The 13,259-nt window shown below is 61.5% G+C and carries 12 protein-coding genes; 8 read left to right on the top strand and 4 right to left on the bottom strand.

What is annotated here, in order from left to right; genetic code table 11:
• Positions 1-10: 10 nt before the first annotated feature.
• On the bottom strand, positions 11-277 hold the full coding sequence (locus tag LAN70_14725) for a hypothetical protein (GenBank protein ID MBZ5512407.1): 267 nt from the start codon (positions 275-277) through the stop codon (positions 11-13).
• Between the two features lie 91 nt (positions 278-368).
• On the opposite strand from LAN70_14725, the gene LAN70_14720 reads away from it, so the two are divergent.
• From LAN70_14720 to LAN70_14685, 8 genes are all read left to right on the top strand, one after another.
• Complete coding sequence (locus tag LAN70_14720; GenBank protein MBZ5512406.1) at positions 369-1,268, top strand: pirin family protein; 900 nt, start codon at positions 369-371, stop codon at positions 1,266-1,268.
• A 139-nt stretch (positions 1,269-1,407) separates the two neighbouring features.
• Positions 1,408-3,855 carry a glucan 1,4-alpha-glucosidase gene (locus LAN70_14715; protein MBZ5512405.1) on the top strand — a complete coding sequence of 816 codons (2,448 nt, stop codon included), beginning with the start codon at positions 1,408-1,410 and terminating at the stop codon, positions 3,853-3,855.
• A gap of 25 nt (positions 3,856-3,880) precedes the next feature.
• The gene (gene tkt / locus LAN70_14710; protein ID MBZ5512404.1) at positions 3,881-5,938 is read left to right on the top strand and encodes a transketolase; all 2,058 of its coding nucleotides are present in this window, start codon (positions 3,881-3,883) and stop codon (positions 5,936-5,938) included.
• Positions 5,939-5,940: 2 nt separating this feature from the next.
• Positions 5,941-6,399: a ribose 5-phosphate isomerase B gene (gene rpiB, locus LAN70_14705; GenBank protein ID MBZ5512403.1), complete on the top strand. Its 459-nt coding sequence runs from the start codon at positions 5,941-5,943 to the stop codon at positions 6,397-6,399.
• Positions 6,400-6,497: 98 nt separating this feature from the next.
• On the top strand, positions 6,498-8,060 hold the full coding sequence (gene zwf / locus LAN70_14700; GenBank protein MBZ5512402.1) for a glucose-6-phosphate dehydrogenase: 1,563 nt from the start codon (positions 6,498-6,500) through the stop codon (positions 8,058-8,060).
• A gap of 22 nt (positions 8,061-8,082) precedes the next feature.
• Positions 8,083-8,868, top strand: a complete 786-nt coding sequence (gene pgl, locus LAN70_14695; protein MBZ5512401.1) for a 6-phosphogluconolactonase — start codon at positions 8,083-8,085, stop codon at positions 8,866-8,868.
• A 14-nt stretch (positions 8,869-8,882) separates the two neighbouring features.
• The gene (locus LAN70_14690) at positions 8,883-9,689 is read left to right on the top strand and encodes a glucose 1-dehydrogenase (protein ID MBZ5512400.1); all 807 of its coding nucleotides are present in this window, start codon (positions 8,883-8,885) and stop codon (positions 9,687-9,689) included.
• Positions 9,690-9,728: 39 nt separating this feature from the next.
• Positions 9,729-10,562, top strand: a complete 834-nt coding sequence (locus LAN70_14685) for a Cof-type HAD-IIB family hydrolase (GenBank protein MBZ5512399.1) — start codon at positions 9,729-9,731, stop codon at positions 10,560-10,562.
• A 179-nt stretch (positions 10,563-10,741) separates the two neighbouring features.
• Here the strand turns inward: LAN70_14685 and LAN70_14680 are convergent, their stop codons facing one another.
• The 3 genes from LAN70_14680 to LAN70_14670 form a co-directional block, all read right to left on the bottom strand.
• On the bottom strand, positions 10,742-11,020 hold the full coding sequence (locus tag LAN70_14680; GenBank protein ID MBZ5512398.1) for a histidine kinase: 279 nt from the start codon (positions 11,018-11,020) through the stop codon (positions 10,742-10,744).
• A gap of 530 nt (positions 11,021-11,550) precedes the next feature.
• On the bottom strand, positions 11,551-12,975 hold the full coding sequence (locus LAN70_14675; GenBank protein MBZ5512397.1) for a cobyrinate a,c-diamide synthase: 1,425 nt from the start codon (positions 12,973-12,975) through the stop codon (positions 11,551-11,553).
• A 14-nt stretch (positions 12,976-12,989) separates the two neighbouring features.
• Positions 12,990-13,250: a hypothetical protein gene (locus LAN70_14670; protein ID MBZ5512396.1), complete on the bottom strand. Its 261-nt coding sequence runs from the start codon at positions 13,248-13,250 to the stop codon at positions 12,990-12,992.
• Positions 13,251-13,259: the final 9 nt, after the last annotated feature.

Here is a 13,259-nt window from a genome sequence, read left to right as displayed (position 1 = left end):
CCCCGTGAAGTCAGGTGGCACCGGAGAGGCCAAAGTCACGGACAAGACGATCGTCATCCCAGGACACGGTCAGGTTGGCAACAAGTCTCAACTCACCTTCTACCGCGACCTGCTCGTGCCCGTCCGCGAGAAGGTGGCGACTCTCAAAAGGCAAGGCAGATCTCTCGACGAGATTGTTGCTGCCGAAGCCGGAGGAAATAGCACGCGTGATCCTGTTCTTGTGCAGCGACGATGCCAAATTGATCCATGGTGCAGCCGTGCCGGTGTATGGAGGCATCTAAGAAGTCTTCTGCGAGACGCGCGAAGGCGCCCTGACGGACGCCGGGGCCGTATTCATTTACGGAGACTCTCAGCATTTGGAGACGGACATGTCGATTCGACCAGTGAAGCGGCTCATCAAGTCGAAGCCGACTCTCGAAGGCGCAGGCGTGCATTTGCGCCGGGCCTTCGGCTTCGGTAACACGTCTGACTTCGACCCCTTTCTTCTCTTGGATGACTTCCGCAATGACGTTCCGGAAGATTACTTGGCGGGCTTCCCGTGGCATCCGCACCGCGGCATTGAAACCATCACTTACGTGTTGGCTGGAACCGTGGCACACGGCGACAGCATGGGAAACAACGGGGTTATTGCGGCCGGCGACGTGCAATGGATGACCGCGGGTAGCGGAATCATCCACCAGGAGATGCCGAAGGGTGACCAGACGGGGCGGATGCATGGTTTCCAGCTGTGGGCGAATCTACCGTCCTCACTCAAAATGACCTCGCCGCGTTATCAGGAGGTGAAGGCGCCTGAAATTCCAGAGGTCAAGGATGACGATGGCACTCACGTTCGAATTGTCTGCGGCAATTTTTGGGGGAAGACGGGCCCCGTGGAGGGGATAGCCGCCGATCCCATCTACCTTGACGTTGCGGTATCTCCTGGCCGGAGGAAGACCCTCTCAGTCGAGACCAATCGGCACGCGTTTGCTTATGTTTTCGCGGGCAGCGGAAAGTTCTGCAATGCATCGGGTCCACTGGCGGTGCCGACGGAAGCGGTGAAATGGGCGGATACTGCACCTCCGACCGAGGCCGACAACCGCTCGCTCATCCTCTTCGATCGCGGCGACGAGGTCACGGTACAAGCGGGAGACGACGGCATCCGGTTTCTCCTAGTCTCGGGAAAGCCGCTGCAGGAGCCGGTTGCATGGTACGGCCCGATTGTGATGAACACGCAGGAGCAGCTTAGGCAGGCATTCGAGGAACTAGAACAGGGGAAGTTTCTAAAGTAGTTCTGACGATGTGCAATAGCGTCCGACCGATTCGTTGCGCCTCAGCCGGACGCTGTTGTTGGTGAGAAATAACTCCGGCGACCTTGCGACCAAATCGCGTTGACATTCATCAAGAGGTGGAGGCCGCTTGCAAAGTCCCATGGCGATTAGCCCCAGTGTTGCACGCCTCGCGCCCGGTGGACCGGGAATTGAACCTCGGTGGACGCGCGGCGCTAAAGTCGGCGTTGGGACAGCCTATTCAACTTCCAGCCGCGTCTGGTACACGCTCGACTACGGGTGTGTGACCGAGGTTTATTATCCGACGATCGATTCACCCCAGATCCGTGATCTGCAGTTCCTGATCACTGACGGCGAGAGTTTTTTCCACGACGAGCGCAGGAACTTTGTCGGGCAGATCGATTGCATTGCAGAAGCGGCGCTCGGCTTTGAAGTCACCAAGCGAGAGAAACAAGGTCGTTACGCCATCCACAAGACCATTCTTGGCGACCCGCATCAGAACTGCCTTCTCATTCACACCCGGCTGGAAGCGCCTCCGGAATTGTTGGCCAAGCTGCGCATGTATGTGCTGTGTGCGCCGCACCTGGAGATTGGAGGCTGGCACAACAACGGAGAAGTGCTGCAGACAAAAGGGCGCACAGTCCTGGTCGCCCACAAAGGCAATACATGGCTGGTGCTTGGCGCCACCGTTCCGTTGACCGAGTGCTCCTGCGGTTATGTGGGCGTGAACGATGGATGGACGGATCTGGCTGACAATTATCGCCTGGACTGGCGATACGAGGCGGCACTCGACGGCAACATCGCTTTGACCGGCGGGCTCGATCTTTCCCGGGGCGCCGAATTCACGGTTGGATTGGCATTTGGCACTACCCGGCACGACGCTCTCAGTTCACTGGTGCAGTCGTTGAGCATCCCCTTCGAGCAGATACGCGAGTCTTTCATCCGGCAATGGGAGCGCACGTCCAAGCGGTTTGCTCTGGCGGCCGCATCCAACAATTCCACGCTGTTCGAGCGCAGCGTCAATCTACTGCTGGCGCATGAGGACAAGACGTATCCCGGCGCGATGATCGCGTCGCTCAGTATCCCCTGGGGCGATGAAAAGAGCGACGAAGAGCTTGGCGGCTACCATCTAGTATGGACGCGTGACATGGTGAAGTGCGTGAGCGCGTTGCTGGCGGTCGGCGACTTGAGCACGCCCTTGCGCGCACTCATTTATCTTGCCGTGTCGCAGCGCGAAGACGGCGGCTTTTACCAGAATTTCTGGATCGACGGGCGGCCATACTGGTTGGGCGCACAACTGGACGAGGTGGCATTTCCGATCTTGCTGGCGTGGCGTCTGTGGAAGCACGGCGCGCTCGCCAACTTCGATCCTTACGATATGGTTCGCCGCGCCTGCGGTTTCCTCATCCGAGAGGGTCCGGTTACGGCCCAGGATCGCTGGGAGGAAGCGAGCGGCTATTCGCCATCCACGCTGGCGGTCCACATCACCGCGCTCATATGCGCGGCCGAGTTCTTTGACGATCGGGGCGACCCGGGCACGGCAGAATTCGTCCGCGACTATGCCGATTTCCTGGAATCGCACATCGAGCGCTGGACGGTCACGACCCAGGGAACGCTCGTACCGGGAATCAGTCGCCATTACATCCGCATCAACCCGGGCGACGTTGCCCACGGTGCGGATGAGGATCCGAACTGTGGAACCTTGATCCTGGCAAACCAGCCGCCCGGTGCGCCCTTTGAGTTTCCCGCCAAGGAGATCGTGGACCCCGGTTTCCTCGAATTGGTTCGCTACGGGATTCGCAGCGCGGACGATGCCATCATTCAAGACTCACTGCGCGTCGTCGACGCCGTACTCAAGGTTGACACACCGTTTGGCCCTTGCTGGCGGCGCTACAACCACGACGGCTACGGCCAGCGAGAGGACGGCGGGTCTTTCAAGTCTTGGGGAATCGGACGTGCGTGGCCGCTGCTGACCGGCGAGAGAGGCCACTACGAAATCGCCGCCGGTCATGATGCTGGTCCTTATCTGCGTGCCCTTGAGAAATTCGCTCAAGGCATAGGCCTGATACCCGAGCAGATCTGGGATGCACCGAACCTGCCTTCGCGCCATCTCCGCTTTGGCGGACCGACCGGCTCCGCTCTACCTCTGCTCTGGGCTCATGCCGAATACCTGAAACTGCAACGCTCCGCCGCGGACCGCAAAATCTTTGATTTGATTGAAGCAGCCTACGATCGCTATGTGCGCGGCGGCAAGGAACGCAACGCGATCGAGGTGTGGAAATTCAATCGTCAGGCGCCCACGGCCGCTGCCGGCACGCGCCTGCGCATCCAAGCGAACTCTCCGTTCTTGCTGCATTGGACGAGCGACGAATGGCAGCATTCAACCGATGCACGGTCGAGAGCCACGGGCGTGGGTCTTGAATTTGTTGACCTCCCGCTGCCCGAACAGGAAGGCGCGATTCGCTTCACATTCTTATGGCTGGATGAAAACCGATGGGAAGGAAAAGACTACTCAATTGAATTGCAGGCCCGCGCGGAGCAGCGGGTCAGAGGGGCAGTATATGGCGAACCCGCAATCCGAGTCGCATGAAGCTCGCATTAGTGCGCCGGCGGCCATGATCGAAGCGCACACAGCTACTCGCGTCCCTCGCGGCGCCCCGGCGGCAAAAAAGCCACTGGAACGGCTCGAACTGCTCTGCATCAACACCATCCGGACGCTCGCGATGGATGCGGTGCAGAAGGCCAATAGCGGTCATCCCGGCACGCCGATGGCGCTGGCGCCAGTGGCCTTCGTGTTGTGGGACCGCCATCTGCGGCACAACCCGGCCAATACGCAGTGGCCCAATCGCGACCGCTTCATCCTGTCCAATGGCCACGCGTCCATGCTGCTGTACTCGCTGTTGTACTTGACCGGTTATGGCCTAACCCTTGAAGAATTGCAGAACTTCCGGCAGTGGGACTCGCGTACGCCGGGTCATCCGGAATACGGGCTGACGCCGGGCGTAGAAACCACCACCGGCCCGCTGGGGCAAGGCGTGGCGAATTCGGTCGGCATGGCGATTGCGGAGCGCTGGCTCGCGGCACATTTCAATCGCGACGCACAGAAACTGATCGACTATCGCATTTACGCCTTCTGCGGCGACGGCGATCTCATGGAAGGTATTTCACAAGAAGCCGCCTCGGTCGCCGGGCACCTGGGTCTATCCAACCTCATCTGGATTTACGACAACAACCGCATCACCATCGAAGGCCACACCGCGTTGGCGTTTTCCGATGACGTTGCGGCGCGGTTCCTGTCTTACCACTGGAACGTGCTCCGAGTCGGTGATGCGAACGATCTTGAACTGCTCGACGTGGCGATCCGAACCGCACACAGGGAAGAGGAGCGCCCGTCGCTGATCATCGTGGACAGCCACATCGCCTGGGGCGCGCCCAACAAACACGACACTTCTGCCGCCCACGGCGAGCCGCTGGGAGAAGAAGAGATTCGCCTAACGAAAGCCGCCTATGGCTGGCCGCCGGAGGAGCACTTCCTGGTTCCACCCGAGGTGCTCGAATACATGCACAAGGCCCTCGACCGCGGAGATTACTGGGAGCGGGAATGGAACGATGCGCTCAGCGAGTTCCGCAATCGCGATGCTGCTCTGGCCGCGGAATGGGACCGGTTGCAACGGGGCGAGCTGCCGCCCGGCTGGGATGCCGAGATCCCCAGCTTTCCCGCTGACCCGAAGGGCAAGGCGACGAGAGACACGGGATCCATCGTAGAGAATGCGATTGCAAAACACGTACCGTGGCTGATCGGCGGATCGGCCGATCTAGCGCCCTCAACCAAGACGCTGATTGCCGGAGCCGGGGATTTTGAGAGCGATAACTACTCGGGAAGGAACTTTCATTTCGGCATACGGGAACACGCGATGGGCGCCATTCTCAACGGCATGGCGTTGTCGAAGCTGCGCGTATTCGGCTCGACCTTCCTGATCTTTTCCGACTACATGCGGGCCGCGATCCGGCTCTCCGCGCTCATGGACTTGCCCGTCATCTACGTGTTCACGCACGACTCGATCGGTCTGGGCGAGGACGGACCGACGCACCAGCCGATCGAGCAGCTGATGTCGTTGCGAATGATCCCGCGACTGGTGGTGATTCGTCCCGCGGATGCGAACGAGACGGCCGAGGCGTGGTGCATGGCGATGCAGACGAAGCAGCAGCCTGTCGCGCTCGTGCTCACGCGGCAGGCCGTGCCGACCTTGGATCGCACAAAGTACGCCAGCGCCGACGGGTTGCGGCGCGGGGCATACGTCTTGGCAGATTCAGCGGGAGAAGCGCAAGTCATCCTGATGGGCACCGGCTCGGAGGTGCAGCTCTGCCTGCAGGCGCACGAGCGGCTGGCGGCAGAGGGTATTCGCAGCCGCGTGGTCAGCATGCCGTCCTGGGAGCTGTTCAAGCAGCAACCCCAGGAGTACCAGAACAGCGTGCTTCCCCCTCAGGTCCACGCGCGCCTCGCTGTCGAGGCGGGTACAGGCTTGGGTTGGCGCGAGTACGTCGGCTCCGAAGGACGCGTGATCGCCCGCTACGACTTTGGCGCCTCGGCCCCAATCAAGGATTTGCTGACGCATTTCGGGTTCACGCCGGAGCACGTTGCCAGCGAAGCTCGATCGCTGATTGTGAGGTAGTCATGCGTATTGCCGTGGGAGCGGATCATGCCGGCGTCCCGCTGAACGAGGCCGCGATCTCCGAACTGCGGCGGCTCGGGCATGAGGTCGTCGATCTGGGCACGCACGATCCCACGCAGCCGGATGATTATCCCGACTACGCGGCCGCGGTCACAGAGGAAGTGGCAAGCGGCCGCTGCGAGCGCGGATTGCTGATCTGCGGCAGCGGCGTAGGGGTGGCGGTTGCAGCCAACAAGTTTCGCGGCATTCGCGCCGGGATGTGCCACGACATCTACTCCGCACACCAGGGAGTAGAGCACGACGACATGAACATTCTCTGCCTGGGCGCCCGCGTGATCGGACCAGAGCTGATGCTCGACCTTGTGCGCGGGTTCGTGGCCGCGCGCTTCACCGGCGAAGAGCGCCACCGCCGCCGATTGGCAAAGGTCATGGCGCTGGAACACCGGCTTCTGGAGAAGTAGCAATGCGAGGGCGGTGGCGGTTAGGGCCGCTCTGCCGCGCAAGAGCCTGGGACCGGGACCGGGAGAAGTTTGGATCGCCAGCAATCCGGAGGAAAACAATGAGCTCCATTATCGAAGCCACTCCCATGGATCGCACTGCCGTGGCGCAATGGCCCAAAGGCGACTCCTGCGTGCTGGTCATCTTCGGCGCATCCGGCGACCTGACACGCCGCAAGCTGGTTCCAGCACTTTACGACCTGGCGTGCCTGGGCTGCATGAATCCCAAGTTCGATGTCCTCGGCATTGGCCGCACGCCGATGACGTCGGAAGAGTTCCGCGCCCGCATGCATGACGCCGCTGCGGCTTCCAAAGAAGCCCGCGACTTCAGCGGAGCGCAGTGGGCCGAGTTTGAGAAACGGCTGTCCTACCTTGCAGGCGACCCGAATGACACGGAGTTCTATCCGCGTTTGCGCGCACAACTGGAAGAGATGCGCGCGGCTGGCAGCAGCAGCAATCACCTTTTCTACGTCTCGACCCCAGCTTCGGTTGCCCATCCCATCATCGAAGGTCTGGGCGCCGCCGGGCTGAACCGCAATGCGAACGGCTGGTCGCGGATCGTGCTGGAGAAACCTTTCGGCCGCGACCTCGGCACCGCGCGCGAACTCAACGCCACCGTGTTGCGCACCTTCGCCGAGCGCGATGTCTATCGCATCGACCACTATCTCGGCAAAGAGACCGTGCAGAACATGCTGGTCTTCCGCTTTGCCAACTCGCTGTTCGAGCCGGTGTGGAACCGCAACTATGTCGATTATGTGGAGATCACGGCGGCCGAGACCGTGGGCGTCGAAAACCGCGCCGCGTTCTACGAGGAAACCGGCGCGCTCCGCGACATGGTGGCCAACCATTTGCTGCAACTGCTCGCGATTACCGCAATGGACCCGCCGATCGCATTCGAGGCGGACGCGGTGCGCGAACAGAAGGTGCAGGTGTTCCGCTCCATCCGTCCGATGACCCGGGAGGAAGTGGCACGGCGGACGGTTCGCGGCCAGTACGGTCCGGGCGAAATCGATGGCCGCCCTGTCCCGGCGTACCGGCACGAACCGGGCGTCAGCCCAGGTTCGTCCACCGAAACTTTCGTAGCGATCGAATTTCATGTCGATAACTGGCGCTGGGCCGGCGTGCCGTTCTACGTGCGCACGGGAAAGCGCTTGCCACGCCAACTGACGGAAGTGCGAGTGCACTTTAAGCGCACGCCGCAGGCGCTGTTCGCGCGCACCCCCGACGAGCAGATTGAACCGAATGTTGTGGTCATCAGCATCCAGCCGGACGAAGGTGTTGTGCTGCAGTTCGGCGCGAAGAAGCCGGGCAGCCACATGCAGGTCGTGCCCGTGCAGGCGAACTTTTCTTATCGCACGGCTTTCGACGGGAGCACGCCAGTCGCCTATGAGACCCTGCTGCTCGATGCCATGCGTGGCGACGCCACGCTGTTTACGCGCGGCGATGAGATTGAGGCGGAATGGAACATCATTACGCCGATCGAGGAGGCGTGGGAGCAACTGCCGCCGCCGGAATTTCCAAACTATGCCGCCGGCAGCGAAGGTCCCAACCCCGCCAATGAGCTGATCAGCGAAGAATTGCGCGGCTGGCATACCATCGCGCCGCCGCTACGCCGCGCTGCATAGTGAGGTTGGGTTCGGAGGGAACATGACGAGCGCACCCAGGACCGCGTACCCCAGCGAGCTTCTCGTATATGGCGATGCTGAGCAACTCGCCAGCGCCGCAGCAGAGCTGTTCGTCAAAGTGGCGACGGAATCCATCAGCGCGCGCGGCCGTTTCCGGGTGGCGCTTTCCGGGGGCTCCACACCGCGCCGCGTGTACGAGTTGCTGGCGACAAACGAGTTCAGCAGCCGCGTTGATTGGGACCATGCCGACATTTTCTGGGGAGACGAGCGCTATGTCCCCGCCAATGATCGCGACAGCAACTACCGCATGACTTACGAGGCGCTGTTGCGGCACGTTCCACTGCCCTCGGCGAACATTCACCGAGTGCCGACGGAGATCAGCCCGCCTCGGGCCGCTGCCGGCGCGTATGAAGAAGATATCCGGCAAAGCTTGCGGGACTCCGTTTCCGTGCCGCAGTTCGATCTCGTCTATCTCGGACTCGGCACTAACGGCCATACGGCCTCGTTGTTTCCGCACTCGCCGGCGCTGCAGGAAACATCACGGCTGGTGCTGGCCGACTTTGTGGCCGAGGTCAGCTCGTGGCGCATCAGCCTGAGCGCTCCCCTGCTGAATCGCGGACGCACCGTGGCGTTCTTGGTAGCGGGCCAAGAGAAGGCGCAGGTCCTGCGCGAGGTCCTGCTCGGCCCTCGTGACCCTGAGCGTTTGCCCGCTCAGCTCATCGTTCCCGAAGGCAAGTTGCTCTGGCTGGTGGACGACGCGGCTGCGGCCCTGGTGTCGGATACCGGCCGCCAACGGCGGCGCGCTTAACTGGCGACACCACCATGCAAAGTAGCGCTGTGACCAAACGTCTGGAAGGAAAGGTCGCGATCGTCACCGGTGGCGACCGGGGCATCGGTCGCGCCATCGCCTTGCGTTTGGCCGCAGAAGGCGCCGACATCGCTTTTTGTTACCGCGCCAACCGCGCCGGCGCCGAGGAAGTGGTGGACCGCATTACGGCCGGAGGTGCGGGAGCGGGGAATGGCCGCAGAGCGCTGGCCTTGCAGGCGGATCTCAGCGACATCACGCAGGCGCGAACTTTCATTGAGGCCGTGTTTGATCGCTTTGGGACGGCCGACATCCTGGTCAACAACGCCGGCCTGGAGCGGCGCGCCGATTTCTGGGAGGTGAGCGAACAGGACTACGACCTCGTACTCAATGTGAACCTGAAGGGCGTGTTTTTTCTCACACAGGCGGTAGTCCGACAATGGATTGCCGCCAAACACGCGGGCAAGATTATCAATATCAGTTCCGTCCACGAAGAGTTGCCGTTCCCGCATTTCGCCGCCTACTGCGCCAGCAAGGGCGGGCTGAAAATGTTGACGCGCAATCTTGCCGTCGAACTCGCGCCGTTCGGAATCACCATCAACAACATCGCGCCGGGTGCCATCGAAACGCCCATCAATAAGGCGCTGCTGAACGATCCAGCCAAGCTCAAGCCGCTGCTGGAAAACATTCCCCTGAAGCGGCTGGGAATGCCCGAAGATGTGTCCGGGGTGGCCGCGTTTCTGGCCTCGGCCGACGCAGATTACATCACCGGCACCACCCTGTTCGTGGATGGCGGCCTGCTCTGGTCGTATGAGGAGCAGTAAGGCCATGTGTTTCGTCGCCCGGCAGGAAATGAGGTTTTCATGAGAAGTAACACTCGGCTGGTGATCGCCGACGTGGATGGCACGCTGGTTACCCAGAACAAGGTACTGACGGCCCGCTCCATTGAGGCCGTCAGAGGTCTTCGGGGGGCGGGCATCGCGTTCAGCATTACCAGCGGCCGGCCACCGCTTGGCATGGCAATGTTGATTGACGCGCTCGCCCTCACGGAGCCTATAGCGGCCTTCAACGGTGGCGTGCTCGTCCACCCCGACCTGTCGGTGATGGCGCAGAGCTTCTTACCGGCGGATACTGCCGCCAAGGTCATCACCGCGGTTCTGCGCCACGGACTGGACGTGTGGGTTTACACCGACCGTGACTGGCTGGCGCGCGACGCCAATGCTCCACATGTCGCGCGTGAACAATGGACGGTGAAGTTCGCCCCTAGAATTGTTGCCGATTTCGCTCCGCACCTGGATCGCGTGGCCAAGATCGTCGGCGTCAGCGACAACTACACGACAGTGGCCGCGTGCGAAGCAGACGTGCAACACGAGTGCGGCAACCACGTCTCGGCGGCGCGCTCGCAGCCGTATTATCTCGACGTCACTCATCCCGATGCCAACAAGGGTCACGTGGTCACCGCGCTTTCCGAAGTGCTGTCTATCCCGCCAGCTCAGATAGCAACGATCGGAGACATGCCGAACGACGTACTCATGTTTCGCAAGAGCGGACTCAGCATCGCGATGGGGAACGCCAGCGCCGACGTACAGCGCCAGGCGCAATTTGTGACTAGCTCGAATGAAGATGAAGGATTCGCGAACGCAATGGAAGCCTTCATCTTGGGCGACCGCCGTGAATTTGCCGGAGTGGCGTCGTAGCCGAGACACTGTCGCAGGTCGTGATGCCAAGTCGACGTGTTCGCATCTTCCGCCGCTGCGAACTCGCAAACTGATGGGTAGGCATCGAATGGCTGGTCGCCGGGCCATGAACCTGCCGGCGAGAGATGCGGCCGAGCAGTTCGCCGTGCGCACAAGGGTTGCGCACGGGGCCGTAGAGGTTACCGAGCTGCCCGTTTAGGTACCTGGGCTGTGTTCGCGCTCTTCGGGGGCCGACGGGAGCTTGGCCGGAATCCTCGGATATCGAGTTGAAGTTCGAGGGAGATGCGCGCGAGGGTGTTGCGATGCAGACCCAGGACCGGCGCCGTCTTACTGACATTGCCCTTGTTGTCTCGAAGCGCAGCAGAAATGAAGGTCTTCTTGAACTCGCGTACGGCTTCCTGATAGAGGATGCCACCTCTGTGCATTTGCACCACCAGCGATTCCAAGCGCTCTTGCATGGCGAGCCTCGCTTGCTTCGACTACATCGATTCCGCACGCAAAGCAAGAGCAATTCTTCGGCGGCGAATGCTCAAGAAGCGCTCGGATGTGGAAACTTAGAGGAAATCTTCGCTAAGCGCTGTGGGCACAACGATGTGGAATTAGTTTCCGCTGCCCCGATGTTGGGCGTTGACAGCTTTTGGTTCAGTGTTACTATCCGGCGCGTCGACGGTTGAAAGGGTTGGCGCCAATCATCGGTCGCCAGTCCAAAGTAAGCTGGGTGATTCGCAAGACGGGGCGACTCGTTGAGCGACCGGACCTGAAAAAACCGACGTTGCTGCGAGGTAACGTTGGGGTTCGGAACTGCGAAAGCAGTGATCGCATCAAGGGGCTGTGACGGTACATGCGTCCACGTTGTCAACTCCCTCGCAGGAGTTGGCGGCTAGACCATAACCAATGTCACGGCCCTTTTAATTTCTCTCCTGTTCCACTGCAGTTTGATTCCAGCTCCGCGTCACTGATCCCGTACACTCTTCACGTCGCCAACCACCTACACCACAGCTGTTAGGCCGTCAGCTGTTCCGTGCATAGTATCGAATTGCCGCGCGGCTTGCAGCATTCCGGCGGCCCATTCCGGTGTGGCTAACGCGTGAACATGCGTGTAGCCGGCCCACACATTCTTGAAGATGACGCCGTCCCGCCCCTGGCCGATGCCATTCCCGCGCCGCACCTCGCATGCGGTTTCAAGGCGGCCATTTTCCAGGACGATTTTCGAGTAGTGGAACTCGTGGCCGCGGATGCTCAGGCCCGTCGCGAAAAACGGGTTAGCGCGATCTACGAGAAGCTCCGCATAGCCGTGACCCTGCGCCGTGCTGCACACGTGCGCCTCGAAAGGAAGCACGGCGGCCATCGGATACTTTGAGCCCTGCCACACAATCGCCCGCGACAGCACCATCAGCCCGCCGCACTCGGCATAGATCGGCAACCCGTTCTGCGCGGCTTCGTGCAGAGAGCGCACGAAACCGGGATTCGCGGCCAGCGCGGAGGCCTGCACCTCGGGAAACCCTCCGCCGATGTACAGGGCGGAGAGATCGGCCGGTAACGCAGCGGCGGCGAGCGGCGATATGGCCACCAGTTCAGCGCCGGAGCGCTCGAGCGCCTCAAGATTCTCGGCGTAGTAGAAACTGAACGCGGCATCCTTGAAGTATCCGATCTTCAACCCGGCGCCATCCGGCAAGCCGGCGAGTGTGACCGCTTCGGCGCCGAGCGGCTGCGCCGCACTCGCGATCCGCAAGATGGCTTCGACATCGAGGCCGGGCACAACTTCGTCCAGCAGGGTTCGCTCGAGCATTTCCTGCCCGCCGTGTTCCTCGGGCATGATGAGGCCGAGATGACGTTCGGAGATGAGACCGACCGCGTCCAGCCTCGGCACCGCGCCGACGACCGGGATGTCACATACGGAGGCGATCGCATCGCGCACGATCTGCTCGTGCCGCCGTCCGTTAACGTAGTTCAGCACCAGTCCGCGAATGTCGAGTTCAGGGTCGAGTTTCTGAGCACCCAGAACGTACGCCGCGGCCGTCCGCGTCACTTTGGCGACGTTCAGCACCAGCAGCACCGGTGCTGCGAGCGCCTTGGCGAGCGCGGCACTGCTGTGCGTGCCCGCCACATCCATGCCGTCGAACACGCCACGGTTGCCTTCCACGACGTTCAAGCCATCGGAAACGGCGTTGCTGACGAAGGAACCGACGGCCGTGCCGAAGCCCATCAGATAGGTATCGAGATTTCGCGCCGGACTGCCCGAAGCCCAGGTGAGCCAGGCCGCGTCAATGTAGTCGGGACCCTTCTTGAACGCGCGCACCTGCCTCCCGAGGCGGCGCGCCGCGAGCACCAGCGCCAGGGAGACGACAGTCTTCCCGGCGCCGCCACCGAGTCCGGCGACTACTACGCGCGGCAATGTGTGATCGTTGCTCATCCCCGCTGCCTCAGTTATCCGGCGCTCCCCACTTCTTCTTCTTTCGGCGGCAACTGAATATAGGAACCGCCAAGATAGCTGTAGATGCAGCGTCCGGAATCAATCAGGATTCGGATCGCCTGCTTGCACTGTTCCTTGCTGCAGGCTGCCTCGCCAAACTTTGCGATCATCGCTTTGGTGAGGTCGCCGGCTTTCAGGTTTTTCTTGCCAGCACATTCCGTAATGAGCGCGAACATCTCTTCAGCAATTTTGTCCACGGGTACCGCTTCCGGCATAGGGCCTCC

This window comes from Terriglobia bacterium (assembly GCA_020072845.1).
GTDB lineage: Bacteria > Acidobacteriota > Terriglobia > Terriglobales > Acidobacteriaceae > JAIQGF01.
This window is presented reverse-complemented; position numbering and strand designations above follow the sequence as displayed.